The sequence below is a fragment of the Aminobacter sp. MDW-2 genome, assembly GCF_014250155.1.
In the GTDB taxonomy this organism is placed as follows: domain Bacteria; phylum Pseudomonadota; class Alphaproteobacteria; order Rhizobiales; family Rhizobiaceae; genus Aminobacter; species Aminobacter ciceronei.
In genome coordinates this window covers 5,491,144-5,507,841 of sequence record NZ_CP060197.1, presented here as the reverse complement: position 1 = coordinate 5,507,841, position 16,698 = coordinate 5,491,144, and the positions used below count along the sequence as shown (strand labels likewise).

Annotated in this window: 15 protein-coding genes; 8 read left to right on the top strand and 7 right to left on the bottom strand. The window is 64.6% G+C overall.

The window, feature by feature from the left end; all coding sequences use genetic code 11:
• The first annotated feature begins 4 nt into the window (after positions 1-4).
• The 3 genes from H5P29_RS27155 to H5P29_RS27145 all read left to right on the top strand — a co-directional run bounded on the left by H5P29_RS27155 (position 5) and on the right by H5P29_RS27145 (position 4,072).
• Entirely contained in the window at positions 5-1,654 is a 1,650-nt protein-coding gene (locus tag H5P29_RS27155) for a VWA domain-containing protein (RefSeq protein ID WP_154385316.1), read from the top strand.
• A gap of 454 nt (positions 1,655-2,108) precedes the next feature.
• Positions 2,109-3,638 carry an ABC-F family ATP-binding cassette domain-containing protein gene (locus tag H5P29_RS27150; protein WP_154385317.1) on the top strand — a complete coding sequence of 510 codons (1,530 nt, stop codon included), beginning with the start codon at positions 2,109-2,111 and terminating at the stop codon, positions 3,636-3,638.
• A gap of 83 nt (positions 3,639-3,721) precedes the next feature.
• A complete protein-coding gene (locus H5P29_RS27145) occupies positions 3,722-4,072 on the top strand; it encodes an MliC family protein (protein ID WP_154385318.1) in 351 nt (116 codons plus the stop codon).
• A 40-nt stretch (positions 4,073-4,112) separates the two neighbouring features.
• Here the strand turns inward: H5P29_RS27145 and edd are convergent, their stop codons facing one another.
• The 4 genes from edd to H5P29_RS27125 all read right to left on the bottom strand — a co-directional run bounded on the left by edd (position 4,113) and on the right by H5P29_RS27125 (position 9,838).
• Positions 4,113-5,936 (bottom strand): phosphogluconate dehydratase, encoded by a 1,824-nt coding sequence (edd, locus tag H5P29_RS27140; protein ID WP_154385319.1) that lies wholly within the window; start codon positions 5,934-5,936, stop codon positions 4,113-4,115.
• A 153-nt stretch (positions 5,937-6,089) separates the two neighbouring features.
• Positions 6,090-6,791 (bottom strand): 6-phosphogluconolactonase, encoded by a 702-nt coding sequence (pgl, locus tag H5P29_RS27135; RefSeq protein WP_154385391.1) that lies wholly within the window; start codon positions 6,789-6,791, stop codon positions 6,090-6,092.
• A gap of 5 nt (positions 6,792-6,796) precedes the next feature.
• On the bottom strand, positions 6,797-8,266 hold the full coding sequence (gene zwf, locus H5P29_RS27130; protein WP_067965256.1) for a glucose-6-phosphate dehydrogenase: 1,470 nt from the start codon (positions 8,264-8,266) through the stop codon (positions 6,797-6,799).
• Between the two features lie 225 nt (positions 8,267-8,491).
• The gene (locus H5P29_RS27125; RefSeq protein WP_154385320.1) at positions 8,492-9,838 is read right to left on the bottom strand and encodes a hypothetical protein; all 1,347 of its coding nucleotides are present in this window, start codon (positions 9,836-9,838) and stop codon (positions 8,492-8,494) included.
• 224 nt (positions 9,839-10,062) lie between these two features.
• Between H5P29_RS27125 and H5P29_RS27120 the strand changes: the two genes are divergently transcribed.
• Together H5P29_RS27120 and H5P29_RS27115 are read left to right on the top strand one after the other, a co-directional pair.
• Positions 10,063-10,749 (top strand): SDR family oxidoreductase, encoded by a 687-nt coding sequence (locus tag H5P29_RS27120; protein ID WP_246670781.1) that lies wholly within the window; start codon positions 10,063-10,065, stop codon positions 10,747-10,749.
• A gap of 109 nt (positions 10,750-10,858) precedes the next feature.
• The gene (locus tag H5P29_RS27115; protein WP_154385321.1) at positions 10,859-11,983 is read left to right on the top strand and encodes a beta-ketoacyl-ACP synthase III; all 1,125 of its coding nucleotides are present in this window, start codon (positions 10,859-10,861) and stop codon (positions 11,981-11,983) included.
• Here H5P29_RS27115 and H5P29_RS27110 read toward each other — a convergent pair.
• From H5P29_RS27110 to H5P29_RS27100, 3 genes are read right to left on the bottom strand one after another with little or no spacing between them, the layout of a single operon-like run.
• The gene (locus H5P29_RS27110; protein ID WP_154385322.1) at positions 11,980-12,675 is read right to left on the bottom strand and encodes an RNA polymerase sigma factor; all 696 of its coding nucleotides are present in this window, start codon (positions 12,673-12,675) and stop codon (positions 11,980-11,982) included. The genes H5P29_RS27115 and H5P29_RS27110 overlap by 4 nt on opposite strands.
• Before the next feature lie 28 nt (positions 12,676-12,703).
• A complete protein-coding gene (locus H5P29_RS27105) occupies positions 12,704-13,231 on the bottom strand; it encodes a plastocyanin/azurin family copper-binding protein (protein ID WP_185910209.1) in 528 nt (175 codons plus the stop codon).
• On the bottom strand, positions 13,228-13,650 hold the full coding sequence (locus tag H5P29_RS27100) for a DUF5602 domain-containing protein (RefSeq protein WP_154385323.1): 423 nt from the start codon (positions 13,648-13,650) through the stop codon (positions 13,228-13,230). Before H5P29_RS27100 ends, H5P29_RS27105 begins: the two co-directional genes overlap by 4 nt.
• A 269-nt stretch (positions 13,651-13,919) precedes the next feature.
• Between H5P29_RS27100 and H5P29_RS27095 the strand changes: the two genes are divergently transcribed.
• The 3 genes from H5P29_RS27095 (at position 13,920) to H5P29_RS27085 (ending at position 16,536) form a co-directional block, all read left to right on the top strand.
• Complete coding sequence (locus tag H5P29_RS27095; RefSeq protein WP_067965241.1) at positions 13,920-14,303, top strand: hypothetical protein; 384 nt, start codon at positions 13,920-13,922, stop codon at positions 14,301-14,303.
• 86 nt (positions 14,304-14,389) lie between these two features.
• A complete protein-coding gene (locus H5P29_RS27090) occupies positions 14,390-15,064 on the top strand; it encodes a response regulator transcription factor (RefSeq protein WP_067965239.1) in 675 nt (224 codons plus the stop codon).
• On the top strand, positions 15,061-16,536 hold the full coding sequence (locus H5P29_RS27085) for a HAMP domain-containing sensor histidine kinase (protein WP_154385324.1): 1,476 nt from the start codon (positions 15,061-15,063) through the stop codon (positions 16,534-16,536). The genes H5P29_RS27090 and H5P29_RS27085 overlap by 4 nt, the downstream gene beginning before the upstream one ends.
• Positions 16,537-16,698: the final 162 nt, after the last annotated feature.

Here is a 16,698-nt window from a genome sequence, read left to right as displayed (position 1 = left end):
CAGCATGAAGGCGTTTACACGAGGCATCCTGGCGTCTGTCCTCATGCTGTCGGGAGTGGCAAGCGCCAATGCCGCCGACCGCGCCATCATCGTACTCGATGCCTCCGGCTCGATGTGGGGACAGATCGACGGCAAGCCGAAGCTGGAAATCGCCCGCGAGGCGCTGCGCTCGGTGCTTACCACCATTCCCGCCGACACCGAACTCGGGCTGATGGCCTATGGCCACCGCGAAAAGGGCAGCTGCACCGACATCGAACTGGTGGTGCCGCCGGCGTCAGGCTCGGCAAGCGCCATCACCGTTGCCGCCGACAGCATGAAATTCCTCGGCAAGACGCCATTGTCCGCTGCCGTCAAGCAGGCCGCCGAGGACCTCAAATACACCGAGGACAAGGCGACAGTGATCCTGATCACCGACGGGCTCGAGACCTGCAACGCCGACCCTTGCGCATTGGGCAAGGAACTGGAGCAGTCGGGTGTCGATTTCACCGCCCATGTCGTCGGCTTCGGCCTGACGGCGGAAGAGGGCAGGCAGGTCGCCTGCCTCGCCGAAAACACCGGCGGCAAATACATCCAGGCAACCGACGCCAAGGGTCTGGAAGATGCGTTGGTGCAGACGGTTGCCGCGCCGGCCCCGGCCCCGGAACCTGCGCCTGCGCCGGAACCGGCCAAGCCGGAGTTCAACTTCGCTCCCGAGCTGACGCTGGCCGAAGGCGGCGCGCCGCTGAAGGATGCCGGCAACGCCTGGGAAATCTACAAGGCCAATGCCGACGGCTCCAAGGGCGAGCGCCTGACCACCGAATACAACAACTACAAGGGATCGCTTGAAGCCGGCGACTACATCATCCGTGCAACGCTCGGCGAAGCGGCTGTCGAACAGCCGCTGAAGGTCGAGGCCGGCCAGGCCTACAAGCCGCTGTTCGTGCTCAATGCCGGCACGCTCGTCGTCAGGCCACGCCCCAGCGAAGGCGCCGACATCGTCGATGGGGCGGCCGTCGTGCTCGACTTCCCTGGTGGCGACCACCCGGCGACCTATTACGGCCAGACCAAGGTGGTGCTGCCTGCCGGCGAAACCAGGCTGAAGGTCACCATCGGCCAGGGCGAGGCCAATGAGACGATCCAGCTTGCTGCAGGCCAGACCGTCGAAAAGGACATCATCGTCGGCGTCGGCCATGTCGTGGTCAATGCGATCTATGCCGAGGGCGCCGACAAGGTCGACGCCGGCGGTCTCGACGTCAGGGTCTACAAGGCCAGGAAAAAGATCGACGGCACCCGCGACCAGGTCACCTATGGCTACGGTCCGGACAACAAGTTCGACCTGCCCGCCGGCGACTATGTCCTGGTCGCCCGCATGGACCAGTCCGAGGCCGAACAGCCCTTCAATGTCCGGGTCGGCGAGCAGGGCCAGGTGACCGCCGTGCTCGGCGCCGGCGTGCTGGCGATCGATGCTCCCGGCGCCAAGGAAATCCGCGTCTTTGCGGCCAAGAAGGACATCCAGGGCAATCGCCAGGGTTTCGGCTACGCCTACGACCAGAAGCACCAGACGACCTTGCCGGCAGGCGACTATGTTGTCGAGGTCGATCGCGGCGACGCCGGCAAGAAGGAGGCTTCGGCGACCGTCAGGGCCGGCGAGCGCAGCGAGCTGACGATCCAATAGGCCGGAGCGCAGCGAGCTGACGATCCAATAGGCCGGAGCGCAGCGAGCTGACGATCCAAGAAGTCGGAGCGCAGCGAGCTGGCGGTCCATGGGCTTGCAACGGAACGAGGTCGCGGCTATTTAGAGCGCGCAACTCGAACAACAAAGGAGGGCTGCGTGTACACGTTTTTTCGTCACCACCGTCAGCGCGGCCCTGTCCACGCCCTGCAGATGCGTTTGCAGGGCTGACCTCGGACGACGCGCCAACAGCATCGACCCCAACGATCAGTTACGATTTTTGGACAGTATGATGCGGCATTCGATGTTGCGTATCTCTCTCCCGGTCTGCCCTCAGTGGTGATGCGGCCTCGAGCCTTGGGCTCGTCCGCATCTGGACAATCACCGGACCCGGTTTCCCAAAAGCATCTCGTATGATCGGATGCGGGCGAAGGTCCGGCCAGACCAGAGAACTGATATGGCTTTGATCAATCTGAGGTCGCTCGGCGTCACGCTCGGTGCACCGCTCTTCTCCAATCTCAACCTGTCCGTCGAACCGGGTGTCCGGCTTGGCATCGTCGCCGCCAATGGTCGTGGCAAGTCCACGCTGCTGCGCGCGATCACGGGCGCCTTCGAGCCGACATCAGGCGATATCACCCGTTCACGCGGCCTGCGGGTCGGCCATGTCGAGCAGGACGTGCCGGCAAGCCTGATCGACATGGCGTTCCATGACGCCGTCCTTGCAGCGCTTCCCGCCGATCAGGCTGAGAGCGAGAGCTGGCGCGTCGACATCGTTCTCGACGATCTCGACGTGCCCGAGGAGATGCGGCAGCGGCCCTTGTCGAAGCTGAGCGGCGGCTGGCAGCGGCTGGCCCTGCTTGCCCGCGTCTGGGTGACCGAGCCCGACATGCTGCTGCTTGACGAGCCGACCAACCATCTCGATCTGGCACGTATCGCCCAGCTCGAGACCTGGCTGAACGCACTGCCGCGCGACGTGCCGGTGGTGATCTGCAGTCACGACCGCGCCTTCCTCGACGCGGTGACCAACCGGACGCTGTTCCTCAGGCCGGAGAACTCGCAGGTCTTCTCGCTGCCCTATTCCAGGGCGCGAGAAGCACTCGACGAGATCGACGCCTCGGAAGCACGCCGCTTCGAAAAGGACATGAAGACCGCGCAGCAACTGCGCCGACAGGCGGCCAAGCTCAACAACATCGGCATCAACTCGGGCAGCGACCTTCTGGTGGTGAAGACCAAGCAGTTGAAAGAGCGGGCCGAGCGGCTGGAGGATGCGGCGCGGCCGACCCATCAGGAGCGTTCGGCTGGCACCATCAGGCTCGCCAATCGTGGAACCCATGCCAAGGTGCTGGTCACCTTCGACGACGCGCCCGTCACCACGCCAGATGGAACGCTGCTGTTCCGTACCGGCAAACTGTGGCTTCGCCAGGGCGACCGCGTCGTCCTTTTGGGCCGCAACGGCACCGGCAAGACCCGGCTGGTCAACATGGTCAGGCAGGCCATCGGCGCACCGGAAAACGCCAGGGACGTGGTCAAGGCGACGCCCTCGCTGGTGCTGGGGTATGGCGACCAGGGCCTGTCCGATCTCAGGGACAAAGACGCGCCGCTGTCGATGCTGACGCGTCGGTTCGAGCTTGGCGAGCAGCGTGCCCGGACCTTGCTGGCCGGCGCCGGCCTGACCGTCGAGATGCAGGGCAATCCGATCGGCCGCCTGTCCGGCGGCCAGAAGGCGCGGCTCGGCATGCTGGTGCTCAGGCTGACAAACCCGAACTTCTACCTGCTCGACGAGCCGACCAACCATCTCGACATCGATGGGCAGGAGGCGCTGGAGGATGAACTGCTGAAGCACGAGGCGAGCTGCCTGCTCGTCTCGCACGACCGCAGCTTCGTCCGCGCCGTCGGCAACCGCTTCTGGCTGATCGAGAAGAAACGGCTGGTCGAAGTGGAGAGCCCGGAAGGCTTCTTTGCAGATGTGGCGAAAAACGGCGCCTAGCCGCCGTTGCGCGCCGGAGCCTTGGTTTCGGCAGGCCGTTTCGGCGTGCTATCGTCGCATGACGAGCATTTCAGGAGACCGTCATGCGCTTGAGCGTCACTGCGATCATTCTCGCCGCTGCGACCAGTGCGGCAATGGCTTCGACCGTCACGCTGGATCTGCCGGGGGATGCAGAGGTCGAGCGCAACGCGGTCGACTATGGATGCGGCGACCAGACGGTGAAGGCCGAATACGTAAATGCCGGCGACAATTTGCTCGCAGTGCTCACGCTCGGTGACCGGACGGTCGTGGCCGTCACCGTGCTGAGCGCCAGCGGCGCCAAATATGCCGGCCAGAACTATGTCTGGTGGACCAAGGGCGACAATGCCGATCTCTACGACCTGACCAAGGGCGAGGATGCACCGGCGGTGATGTCGTGCGAGGTGGTGAAGTAGCGAGAGGCTCGACCCTCGGGGTAGAGCCTCGGCTTTTGGACTAGGCCGTGCCGAAGGCACTTGCGCCGTGGTCGGCGCGGCCGGCCATCTGGCGGAAGCCGGCGAACAGCTCGCGGCCCATGCCGTGCTCGTTGCCCGAGAGGTCGCAGACCGGTTCAGGACGCAGCGCCAGATCTCCGGCGGGAACCAGGACCTCGAGCGTGCCGACCTCGGCGTCGAGCCTGACGATGTCGCCGTCATGGACCCGCCCGATCGGCCCGCCTTCGAGCGCTTCCGGCGTGACATGGATCGCCGCCGGCACCTTGCCTGAGGCACCCGACATGCGGCCGTCGGTGACCAGCGCCACCTTGTGGCCGCGGTCCTGCAGGATGCCGAGCACGGTGGTCAGCTTGTGCAGTTCCGGCATGCCGTTGGCCTTGGGGCCCTGGAAGCGGATGACAGCGATGAAATCGCGGTCGAGAAGACCGGCCTTGAAGGCGTCGTTGAGGCCTTGCTGGCTGTCGAACACCAGCGCCGGCGCCTCGATGATGCGGCGCTCGGGCTTGACCGCCGAGGTCTTGATGATGGCATGGCCGAGATTGCCGCCCAGCACCTTGAGGCCGCCGGTCGGCTGGAACGCCTTGGCGGCGGGCGCCAGCACCTTTTCGTCGCCGCTGACCTTGGGTGCCGCCTCGCGCACCACCGAGCCGTCGGCGCCGAGCTTGGCTTCGACGGCATAGGGACGCAGGCCTTCGCCCCACACAGTCTGCACGTCCTCATGCAGCAGGCCGGCGTCGAGCAGTTCGCGGATCAGGAAGCCCATGCCGCCGGCTGCCTGGAAGTGGTTCACGTCGGACAGGCCGTTCGGGTAGACGCGGGCAAGCAGCGGCACTGCATCCGACAGGTCGGAGATGTCCTGCCAGGTCAGGCGGATGCCGGCAGCGGCGGCCATGGCGATCAGGTGGATGGTGTGGTTGGTCGACCCGCCCGTGGCGTGCAGGCCGACGACACCGTTGACCACCGAGCGCTCGTCGATCATGCGGCCGACCGGTGTGTAGGCGTTGCCGAGATGGGTAATGGCGAGTGCCCGCCTTGTCGCCTCGCGGGTCAGCGCATCGCGCAGCGGTGTTCCAGGATTGACGAAGGAGGCGCCTGGCGTGTGCAGGCCCATGATTTCCATCAGCATCTGGTTGGAGTTGGCGGTGCCGTAGAAGGTGCAGGTGCCCGGTCCATGATAGGACTTGGACTCGGCTTCGAGCAGCTCGGCGCGGCCGACCTTGCCTTCGGCATAGAGCTGGCGAACCTTGGCCTTCTCATCGTTCGGCAAGCCTGACGTCATCGGTCCGGCCGGCACGAACACTGCCGGCAGGTGGCCGAAGGTCAGCGCCGCGATCACCAGGCCCGGCACGATCTTGTCGCAGACGCCGAGATAGACGGCGGCGTCGAACATGTTGTGGCTAAGGCCGATTGCGGCCGACATGGCGATGACATCGCGCGAAAACAGCGACAGCTCCATGCCGGGCTGCCCTTGCGTGACGCCGTCGCACATCGCGGGAACGCCGCCGGCCACCTGGGCGATGCCGCCGGCTTCGCGCGCCGCGTCCTTGATCAGCTGCGGATAGGTCTCGAACGGCTGATGCGCCGACAGCATGTCGTTGTAGGAGGTGATGATGCCGAGATTGGCGACCTTGTCGCCGCCGAGCGCGACCTTCTCCGAAGGGCTGCAGACGGCAAAGCCGTGGGCGAGGTTACCGCAGGACAGCACGCCGCGATTGGCGGTCTTGCCGGCTGCCGCGTCGACGCGGTCGAGATAGATTTCGCGGCTGACCTTCGAGCGTTCGCGGATGCGCTCGGTGATGGCTTGGATGTCGTTCCTGGCTGTCATGGCCTCAGTCCTTTCAACGCGGGGCCCGAACCGGGAGGAATTTCGGGCTGGCATGGACCGGCAGACGGCGCAGCCGATTGCGCCGGACCATGCTCGATTTCGGCATTCGCGGCGCCGCGGCCCCTGGTGGAGCTCGGCGCGGCCGGGTCCCGATCAGGGGGCCCAGTAGATCTCGGCGGCGCGCGGCGCCCGGTCGATCACGGTGCGGATCGGCAAGGCCTTGTCGGTGGCCAGTGCCGCCTCGATGACGTTGCGCTTTTCCGCGCCCTCGATATGGACGACGACCAGCCCGGCGCCCACCAGCGCAGGCAGCGTCAATGTCAGCCGCGGCTCGCCGGCGCTGTCGGAATGAACCGGCATCACCAGCCGGGACGTAGCCGGGTCGAGCAGGGCGTCGAGCCCGACAGCATCGGGGAAGAACGAAGCGGTGTGGCCGTCGCCGCCCATGCCGAGGATCGCCGCATCGAGCGGCCAGGGCAGGGTCTTCAGCGCGGACTCCGCAAGGCGCGCGCCGTCCTCGACACTCGTTGCCTCTTGGAACAGCGGCGCGAAACGGGCGGCGGACGCCGCGTTCTGCAGCAGGTTAGCCTTGGCAAGCGATGCGTTGGAACGTGATGAAGTCTCTGGAACGAAACGCTCGTCGACAAGCGTCACCGTTACCTTGCCCCAGTCGAGCTCTTCGCGCGACAGAGCTGCGAAGAACCGGCCGGGCGTCGAGCCACCGGAAACGGCCAGGAACGCTTCGCCGCGCCGCGAGATCGCCGCGCGCAGAGTGTCGGCGACAGCAACGGCCAGCGAAGCTGCCAACGCGTCGCGCGTCTCAAACTCGTTCCAGTGGGGCGCAATGCCAGCCATGGCGCTCAATTGCTCTCATGCCAGGTGCGACCGTCACGCTCGATCAGCGCGATCGACGCCGACGGACCCCAGGTGCCGGCGGTATAGCCCTGGGCTTCCTGGCGGCTGCCTTCCCAGGCGTGCTGGATCGGGTCGATCCACTTCCATGCCGCCTCGACCTCGTCGCGGCGCATGAACAGCGTCTGGTTGCCGCGCACCACGTCCATGATCAGGCGCTCATAGGCATCCGGCGCGCGCCCGTCGAAGGACTGGGCGAAGCTCATGTCGAGCGGGATCTGGCGCAGACGCATGCCGCCCGGGCCCGGATCCTTGATCATGATGAACTGCTTGACGCCCTCGTCGGGCTGCAGGCGGATGACCAACTGGTTGTTGAAGATCGGACCGGCGCTCTCGCCGAAGATCGAGTGCGGGATCGGTTTGAACTCGATGACGATCTCGGAGACACGCGAGGCCAGCCGCTTGCCGGTGCGCAGATAGAACGGCACTCCGGCCCAGCGCCAGTTGGCGATCTCGGCCTTGATGGCGACGAAGGTCTCGGTGTTGCTCTCCGCACCCAGCTCCTCGATGTAACCCTTGACCGGGCCACCGGCCGATGCGCCGGCGCGATACTGGCCGCGCACCGTCTGCTTCGGCGCCTCGTTGCCGTTGACCCGCTTCAGTGCATTGAGAACCTTGAGCTTTTCGTCGCGGACGGCATTGGCCTCCATCGAGGCCGGTGCCTCCATGGCGACGAGGCAGAGCAACTGCAGCATGTGGTTCTGCACCATGTCGCGCAAGGCGCCGGCCTTGTCGTAATAGGTGACGCGGTCTTCCAGGCCGACGGTTTCGGCCACCGTGATCTGCACGTGGTCGATATGGGCCGAGTTCCACAGCGGCTCGTAGAGCGCGTTGGCGAAGCGCAGCGCCATCAGGTTCTGCACCGTCTCCTTGCCGAGATAGTGGTCGATGCGGAAGATCTGGTGCTCGCCGAAATCGTCGCCGATGATGTCGTTCAGCGCCCTGGCCGACTCGAGGTCGCGGCCGATCGGCTTTTCCACGACGATGCGGGAATCCGAAGTGACCAGTTTGTGCGCCTTGAGGTGGTCGGAGATGTCGCCGAACAGGCTAGGGGCCACAGCGAGATAGAAGACGCGGATGCGCTTGCTGTCGGCAAGCGACTTCTTGAGTTCGGCAAAACCGTCGCCCGACTTGGCATCGACGGTGACGTAGCTCAGCCGGTCGAGGAAGGTCGCGAGTTCCTTTTCCTCGATATATTCGGGCTTCACGTGATCCGAGATCGCCTTCTTGGCGAAGGCCCGGAACTCCTTGTCGTCCATCTTGGTGCGCGACGCCCCGATGATGCGGGTCGGCTCGGAAAACTGGTGGTCGCGCTGGCGGTGATAAAGCGCCGGCAACAGCTTGCGTTCCGACAGGTCGCCGGTGCCCCCGAAAATGATGAAGTCGAAAGGATCGACGGGGATGATCTGGCTGGTCATGATCGTTCCAATTTCAAGACGGTCGTCGCGTCGCCGCCTGATATAATCTAATCGATTTAAAAGCGCCAGCCCAAAAGCCAGTGCCACGGTGTCACACGCGAAGATTTGATAGTGGTCCAGACGAAGCCGTGGCGCCAGCCGAAGATAGGTTGTTTCGGGCTGCAAGGCATGTACCCGATGCCGGAGATGCTGCCGTGCATCCCTGCCGCCATGTAGCCCGGCTCACTATCTGATCGGCTCCAGCAGGGCGTCGATCGTGTCGTCGCGATCGGCAAGCGCCGGTCCGGTCGAGAGGCCTTCGGGGCCGCCAGCCACGACAGCAGGAGGTGTCGGGCAAACCGGCGGGACCGGGACCGTGCCGTCATTGAACGGCGCCTCGCGCGCGGTGACCGTCGCGCACATGCGTTCGATGCCGACCTGCAACTGCAGCGAGTAGTCGAGCGGCCGCGCCAAGACAGCTGTCTGCGTGCCGAAGTAGCGCGACTCGCCGTCGAACACGCCGCCGGCGAAGATGTCGCGGAAATACTCCAAGAGCCGGCGCTGGTAATCGACCGGCGTCGCCGGCTGCCGTGGCAAGTTGCCGAAATCGTCGCTGCGCGGATATTGCGCCGAACCATGGCACGAAACGCAGGAGCTGATCTGGTTGTCGGCCGGGCCGTTGACGCGCCCACCCCAGCCAAGCTCCTTGCGCCCGGCCCAGCCATAGATCTTTCCCTCGAGCGTTTCGTTGAGCACGTTCTGGCGCAATTGTCCCGGCGGCGGCACGAAGCGGTCGTTGCCCCAGCTCAGCCCGACCGGCACCAGCTTTTTCCACGGATCGGTGCCGGGTACGCTGCCCTGGTAGACGAAGGTGCCGAACACCCATCCAGTTTGCAGCGAGCGCGGGTCGCGCACGGCGATGTCGATCTGATAGAGATGCAGCTTACCGATGCGGTTGGGCGCCCGGCCGATGTCACCTTCCCATTCCGGTGCGCCGGCGAGATAGGGGATGTCAGTTGCCGTGGCGGTGGTGAACAGCAGCTTGAACGTCGTCGTGCCGATGGGAAAATAGATGTCGTCGATCTTGGGGCTGCACGGGTCGTTCCACACCTTGGCGAAGGTGGTGGCGCCGAGCGCATTGTAAAAGCCGACCGCCCATGTATCGAAGGACTTGGTCACGCCCTCGGCGAGCTGTTCCGGGTCGGTGGCGCGTTCCTTGGTCAAGCCGTGCAGGAATTCCCGTCCCGAATTGCCCGGATGCATCCAGAGCGCATGATACCAGTTGCGCACATTGTTGTCGGCAACGTCGAAGTCGACGGCGATGTTGCCCTCGAACGAATAGTCGAGCACCGCCTGGATATAGGCGCGCCAGTCCTGGGTGAAGTCGATCGACAGGAAGGCCGGAAGTGGTTCACTGGTGCTTGCGGGGAAGTCGAAGCGGCCCTTGAAGCCCTGCGCCTCGGTGAAGCCGGGCGGTATGCCGCGCTTTTGGTTGTAGCTCGGCACCATGCAGGCTGCATTCGCTGCTTGCTGGAAGCCGATGAACAGACCTGCACTTGCTGAAAACAATGCAAATAAGAAACGAAGTTTCATGCTTGCGTCCCCACCCAGAGGCAGACATTTACTTTAGAATTGTTTGAAGTGTGCCGCAAGCCGAGCACTCCGCGGCAACTGCTTGTCTGTTGCTGACCGAGGCGTTTTCGTTTTCGATGAGTGGCTGGTGACAGGGTTCGATTCGAAAGGGGCGTAACGTGGCGGACAGGCTCAAGGACAAGGTCGCGATCATCACGGGCGGTGCCGCCGGTTTTGGCGAAGGCATGGCCAGGCGCTTTGCCGAGGAGGGCGCGAAGGTCGTCGTTGCCGATCTGAACTCCAGGGAGGCCGAGCGGGTCGCGGTCGAGATCGGCAATGGCGCGATCGCAATCACAACCGACGTGTCGCAGCGCTCCGAATTCGACGAGCTGGTCTACGCCACCAAAAGTGCCTTCGGCCGCATCGACATCATGGTCAACAACGCCGGCTACACCCACCGCAACGGCGATCTCGTCGATGTCGAGGAAGACGTCTTCGACCTGATCACCGCAGTCAACATGAAGGCGATCTACCATGCCGCGCGCGCGGTCGTGCCGATCATGGAGCGCCAGGGCGGCGGTTCGATCCTGACCACTGCCTCGACCGCAGGCCTGAGACCGCGCCCGGGCCTGACCTGGTACAATGCCTCCAAGGGCTGGGCGATCACCGCGACCAAGTCGATGGCGGTCGAGCTCGCGCCCAGGAACATCCGCGTCAACTGCCTCTGCCCGGTCGCTGGCGAGACAGGCATGCTGGAAAAGTTCATGGGCAAGGACACGCCCGAGATCCGCGGAAAGTTCAAGGCGTCGATCCCACTCGGCCGTTTCTCGACCCCGCTCGACATTGCCAACGCCGCCCTGTTCCTGGTCTCCGACGAGGCCTCTCTGATCACCGGCGTGGCCATGGAAGTGGATGGCGGGCGCTGCATTTGAGCATTTCTGCCGCGAGGTAACCGCGCTTTCGACCTGAAATTGTGGTCGCAAAGCTTGACCGCTGCTGCCTGAACCCTATTCCAATGGCTTAAAACCAATGGGAAACGCCATGCACAGGGTTGCGATCAGCGGGACCGGCATCTTCACGCCGGAAGAGGTCATCACCAACGCCGAGTTGGTGGCCTCCTACAATGAATATGCCCACCGCCAGAACAAGCTCCACGCCGACGCCATCGAGGCGGGCGAGCGCGAGCCGATGGCGATGTCGTCGGAAGAGTTCATCGTCAAGGCTTCGGGCATCGAGCGCCGCCATGTCGTCTCCAAGTTCGGCATTCTCGATCCCGGCATCATGCACCCGGTGCTGCCTGAGCGCGCCGAGGACGAGCTGTCGCTGATGGCCGAGATTTCGGTCAAGGCGGCTGATGAGGCGATGAAGAAGGCGGGCCTGACCGCCGCCGACATTGACGCGGTCATCTGCGCTGCCTCCAACCACGAGCGTGCCTATCCGGCTGTCGCCATCGAGGTGCAGCAGGCGCTCGGCATCAAGGGGTTTGCCTTCGACATGAACGTCGCCTGTTCGTCGGCGACCTTCGGCATTCAGCTTGCAGCCGACATGATCCGCACCGGCTCGGCCCGGGCGATCCTGATGGTCAATCCGGAGATCACCTCCGGGCATCAGGAATGGCGCGACCGCGACTGCCACTTCATCTTCGGCGATGTCTGCACGGCCGTCGTGCTGCAGCGCGCCGACGAGGTGAAGGCGGACGATGCCTATGAGGTGCTGGCCACCCGTTGTCTCACCGAGTTCTCCAACAACATCCGCAACAACAACGGCTTCCTGCGCCGCACCCGCGAAGGCCACATGGCCGATCGCCGCGACATGCAGTTCCACCAGGAAGGCCGCAAGGTGTTCAAGCAGGTGGTGCCGATGGTGGCCGAACTGATGCTCGGCCATCTGGCGGAGCAGGGCATCGAGCCGCAAAACCTGTCGCGGCTGTGGTTGCACCAGGCCAACAAGGGCATGAACGACCTGATCGGCTCGAAGGTGCTGGGTCGCGAGCCGAGCCGCGAAGAGCAGCCCAACGTGCTGCAGGACTACGCCAATACCTCGTCCGCCGGCTCGATCATCGCGTTTTCGAAATTCTCCGACGACCTGCCCACTGGCAGCCTCGGCGTGATCTGCTCTTTCGGCGCCGGCTACTCCGCCGGCAGCGTGATCGTCAGGAAGCTTTAAGCCTCGCCGCGCAGCCGCTCGACCACCCGGTCGGCCATGCGTTCGCAGCGCCAGCCATTGAACGGGAACAACTCGGCAAAGCCGCTCGACAGGCGTTTTTCGATCTCTGCCCGCATCAGCTTGCGGGCGCGGAACAGCCGCGTCTTGACCGTCTCGGGCTTGAGCGCCAGCTGTGCCGCGGTCTCGTCGATGCTCATCTCCTCGACGTCGCGCAGGATGAAGACAATGCGAAAGGCCGCCGGCAATTCTTCGATCGCCTGTTCGAGCAAGGCGCGTACCTGCCCGCGACCAAGCTCGGCATCTGCGCCCGGTGGTGTCAGCGATGTCGAGAACATGATCACCTGGCCTCCATTGGCGGCTGCATCCAGTTCGTCCAACTCGGCGGACGGCCGTCGCTTGCGGATACGCGTGATCGCCTCGTTGAGCGCGATCTTCGTGAGCCATGTCGAAAACAGCGCCTCGCCCTTGAAGCTTTCGAGCCGGGTAAAGGCCCTGACATAGGCCTCCTGCACCGCGTCCTCCGCCTCTGCGTCGTCGCGCGTGACGGCACGGGCAATGCGGAAAAGCCGCTGGTTGTTGCGTTTGATGAGCGCGCGGATGGCGTTCTCGCCACCTTGACGCGCGAGTGCCACCAGTTCCTCGTCGCGGTACCTGTCGAGGTCGACCTGTTTCCGCAAGGTTGCCAGTTGCATGTTGTCGCTCCAGTTTCCGGCTCGCCGTTCACGCCTTGCGGACGATGCCCTTGGCGATGATCTCGTCCACCGGCGGAAACGCGTCCAGCGCGATGTCAGGCAGCGGCGTCGGTGTCTGGTCTGCCGCTGCTGCCGTCTTGACCGGTGCAGGCGGCACGCCGACCACGATCCGCCCGACCATGCCGGCGTGCTCGTGCGGCACGCAATAATAGTCATACACCCCAGGCACCGTCAGCGTTACCGAGAAGGTCTCGCCCGGCATCAGAAAGTCGGAATTCCAAGGCTGGGCGTTGACAGGAATGCGCAGCGGCCGCTCGAACATGTCTGGGTGATACGCCGTCACTGTGTGCGAATTGCCGGGGTCGCGATTGGTCCAGCGGATGGTCTGGCCGGGCTCGATGTGAATGCCGATCGGATCGAACCAGACACGCGCTCCATCATCCTTGCCATGCATCTCGACGTCGACTGCGCCGGCCGAGAGCGCCGGCCTTGCCAGAAGCGCGGCGAGGAAAAATCCCCCGCCGGCTTCGATCATGCGTCTGCGCGTGACGATCATTTCGCCACACGTGCCTCGTCGGCCTTGGCCACATGCCACAGCACGACATGGGCATGCGGCTCTTCCACCCCGGGATGGCCGGCATTGTAGTAGACGCTGACGTGGTCGACATTGCCGCCCGGTGAAGCAAGATCGTCGAAGCGCTTGTCGGGATTGAGATCCTTGATCGGCAGCATGTAGATGGTGCTGACCAGCTTGCCGTCATGGTCGTAGGCGAGGAACGGTCCGGCCGGCAGCGACGCGGGATCGACGAACAGTTGGCCCATGCCGGGCAGGAAGTCGGGCAGCTTGACCAGGCTGCTGACCGCCTTGAAGGCGCCGGCCGGCGGCGACTTGGCGACATCGGCGGGAATGTCGTGAGCAAGCGCGGGCAGGGCACTCGCGAGCACGAGGGAAAGTGCGGCGGAAACCAGTTTCATCTAGATATCTCCTGCTGGCGCCAACGCATTGTGCGGTGGCTTCAGTCATTGGATGTCAGCGATCGAAAAAGGTTCCCGTGAATGTGCGGCCGCCTGCCCATGGTGAAGGCAGAGGTCATCATCGATGATGCTCGGGGAACGCATCGCGTAAAATTCCAAGGACAAGGGAGATTCCCGATCCCGGCCGCGATCGCCGGGACCGCTGCAATGTAGATGCAATCTTGGCGGCGTAGCTGCCCGGGAACATCATCCACAAACTGGGATCAGACATGTCTCTCAGCACTGCACGCCGCGCTGTCGGCACACTTGCCGTCGCCGCCGCGATCTTCCTGGCCGGCTGCCAGTCGGACGTCATGAAGGGCTATATCGGCCAGCCGCTCGAGTCGGTCATCATCGACTACGGCCCACCCACCTCGGTGATCGAACTCGGCCGTGGCCAGCGCGCCTACCAGTGGAGCAAGATATCGACAAACGCCGTCGCCGGCTCGACCAGCGGCGAGTATCGCGACACCAGGCGCGGCACGCGTTATGAGGAATACACCACGCCAGGCTATGTCGAGCAGCAGGAGTGCTTCTACACATTCTACGCCACAAGGTCCGAGGGGCGCTGGTACATCACCAACTTCCGTAAGCCGAAGCTGGAATGCGAGTAACCGCTTGAGGCTGTGCCGTGCCGGTGGCGGGCCAATGCCCCTACCGGCTTTGGCTAGGCCCGGGGATTGATCGAAGGATTACGTGCATGCGCATTTTGCTGCTTGAGGACGAGCCGGAGATGGCCTCGGTGCTCAAATCGGCGCTGGCACGCCGCAACGTCATCGTCGATCACGTTGCCACGCTTGCCGATGCCGAGGCTGCGGCCGAGTTCGGACCTTACGATGCCATCGTGCTCGACCGCCGCGTGCCGGATGGCGAAGGCCTCGACCTCATTCCCAAGCTGCGCGCCTTGCGTGTCGATGCGCCGGTGTTGATGCTGACGGCACTCAGCGGCCTCAACGACAGGGTCACCGGGCTCGACGCAGGCGCCGACGACTATCTGGTCAAGCCGTTTGCCATGGAGGAGCTGATGGCGCGCCTGCGGGCGCTGCATCGCCGCCCTGTCGCGCTGCGCTCCGAGCAGACGGTGGTCGGCCGGCTCACCTATGATTTCCACCATCGCGAGGCGAGCGTCGGCGACAAGCCGCTGGAGCTGTTGCGGCGCGAGCAACTGGCGCTTGAAGCGCTGCTGCGCCGGCCCGGCCGCACCGTGCTGCGCGCGACGCTCGAAGAATCGGTCTACGCCATGGACGACGAGATCGGTTCCAACGCGCTCGATTCCCACCTCTCGCGGCTGCGCCGCAAGCTCGACGATGTCTCGGCCGGGGTCGAGATCAGGGCGATCCGCAATCTCGGCTATCTCTTGCGCGCCGTGGCATGAAGAAGCTGCGCCCGACTTCGCTGCAATGGGTCCTTGTCCGCCGCCTCATTCTCCTCCAGGCGGCGACGCTGATTACCTTCATCGCGCTCCTGTGCGCGGCGTTCTTCATCGCCCAGCCCCGACTGATCATCGATACTGAAGTGGCAGCCGGACTTGTCGCCGAGGCGATCGCGCGGGACGCGCAAGGTCGTCTCGTCATCGAGGATACCGATGACCTTCGCAAATTCCGGGAAGAGTTCCCCCACCTCTGGTTCGTCGTCCGCGACGAGAAGGGCGAGGTGCTCAGGGAAGGGGATGTTCCCGAAGCCTATGCAAAAGGCACGGGCGAACTTTTGTGGGGCGTGAACAAGGCGACCCTCGGTTTCAATAAGGAACTGCGCCTTCCCGAGGCGACGCTGATGAACGCCGACACCCGTACCGGCCGCATGCAGATCATCGCCGCGACGGTGGCCTCGCGCGACCAGACCGATGGCCTCGATATCAACGTCGACCTCGATTTCGACGTCGTCCGCTATCCCGACGGCCAGCCCATCTGGGTCCGGATCATCCCTATCCTGGCGCTCGTCGTGCTGATCATGCTCTCGCCGGTCATCATCGTCATGGGCGTGACGACGCTGGTCACCACGCCGGCAGTCGTGCGCCGCTCGCTTGCCGGCCTGGTCGCCACGGCGGGACAGGCCAAGCGCATCGACATCGACAATCGCGCCGTGCAACTGCCGACCGAGCAGGTGCCGACCGAGATCGCGCCGTTGGTCGAAGCCTTCAACAACGCGCTGTCACGCCTCGGACAGGGTTATGACCAGCGCAACCGCTTCCTGACCGACGCGGCGCACGAGCTGCGCACGCCGATCGCCATCCTGCGCACCCGCGCTGAACTTCTGCGCGAGGATCCCGAAAGCGCGCGCCTGCTGACGGACATCGAGCGTCTGTCCAACCTTGCGCAGCAGCTGCTCGACCGGCAGGTGCTCGACCAGTCGGCAGGTGCCCGCGAGGTCGTCGACCTCGTCGCATTCGCACGCCACCTCGCCGCAGATTTCGCGCCGCTGGCGCTCGGCGCCGGCTACGACTTTACCTTCGAGCCGTTGGCCACGAGCGTGCTGGTCAACATCCAGCCGTTGCAGATCCAGCAGGCAGTCACCAACCTCTTGCGCAACGCCATCGATCATGGCGGCGGCGAGGGCACCATATCGGTGGTGGTCGACGGCAGGGGTGGGGTGGAAATCCACGACGAGGGTCCGGGTATCCCCGACGACGAGCATGAGCGTGTGTTCCAGCCCTTCTATCGCCTGCGCCCGCGCAACAGCGGCGCCGGCCTCGGCCTCAATCTCGCCCGCGAGATTGCCCGGCTGCATGGCGGCAGCGTCGAAATCCTTGTTGGCCCGTGGGTCGGCGCCCGCGTCAGGCTACAGCTGCCGCTGTGGCAGCCGACGACGTCGGGCGCAAAGCCGCAGGCTGCGAGGCAGACCAGCTGAAGGCTGCGCCGAGCCATCTGCGCCGATGGAGTTTCGATCTGGACCTTGCCGTGCCCTTCAGCGGTCGACGCCCAGGGCCTAGCCATCGAACAGCGGCATGCCGCTGAAGCGGAGCGGAAGCGGCGATCATCGCCTTAAGCGTCGATGATCCGGGACAAAGGC

Excerpts from the sequence above, each read along its gene's own strand:
- H5P29_RS27155 (WP_154385316.1), top strand. The coding sequence starts at position 5 with ATGAAGGCGTTTACACGAGGCATCCTGGCGTCTGTCCTCATGCTGTCG.
- H5P29_RS27150 (WP_154385317.1), top strand. The coding sequence starts at position 2,109 with ATGGCTTTGATCAATCTGAGGTCGCTCGGCGTCACGCTCGGTGCACCG.
- H5P29_RS27145 (WP_154385318.1), top strand. The coding sequence starts at position 3,722 with ATGCGCTTGAGCGTCACTGCGATCATTCTCGCCGCTGCGACCAGTGCG.
- edd (WP_154385319.1), bottom strand. The coding sequence starts at position 5,936 with ATGACAGCCAGGAACGACATCCAAGCCATCACCGAGCGCATCCGCGAA.
- pgl (WP_154385391.1), bottom strand. The coding sequence starts at position 6,791 with ATGGCTGGCATTGCGCCCCACTGGAACGAGTTTGAGACGCGCGACGCG.
- zwf (WP_067965256.1), bottom strand. The coding sequence starts at position 8,266 with ATGACCAGCCAGATCATCCCCGTCGATCCTTTCGACTTCATCATTTTC.
- H5P29_RS27125 (WP_154385320.1), bottom strand. The coding sequence starts at position 9,838 with ATGAAACTTCGTTTCTTATTTGCATTGTTTTCAGCAAGTGCAGGTCTG.
- H5P29_RS27120 (WP_246670781.1), top strand. The coding sequence starts at position 10,063 with ATGGCCAGGCGCTTTGCCGAGGAGGGCGCGAAGGTCGTCGTTGCCGAT.
- H5P29_RS27115 (WP_154385321.1), top strand. The coding sequence starts at position 10,859 with ATGCACAGGGTTGCGATCAGCGGGACCGGCATCTTCACGCCGGAAGAG.
- H5P29_RS27110 (WP_154385322.1), bottom strand. The coding sequence starts at position 12,675 with ATGCAACTGGCAACCTTGCGGAAACAGGTCGACCTCGACAGGTACCGC.
- H5P29_RS27105 (WP_185910209.1), bottom strand. The coding sequence starts at position 13,231 with ATGATCGTCACGCGCAGACGCATGATCGAAGCCGGCGGGGGATTTTTC.
- H5P29_RS27100 (WP_154385323.1), bottom strand. The coding sequence starts at position 13,650 with ATGAAACTGGTTTCCGCCGCACTTTCCCTCGTGCTCGCGAGTGCCCTG.
- H5P29_RS27095 (WP_067965241.1), top strand. The coding sequence starts at position 13,920 with ATGTCTCTCAGCACTGCACGCCGCGCTGTCGGCACACTTGCCGTCGCC.
- H5P29_RS27090 (WP_067965239.1), top strand. The coding sequence starts at position 14,390 with ATGCGCATTTTGCTGCTTGAGGACGAGCCGGAGATGGCCTCGGTGCTC.
- H5P29_RS27085 (WP_154385324.1), top strand. The coding sequence starts at position 15,061 with ATGAAGAAGCTGCGCCCGACTTCGCTGCAATGGGTCCTTGTCCGCCGC.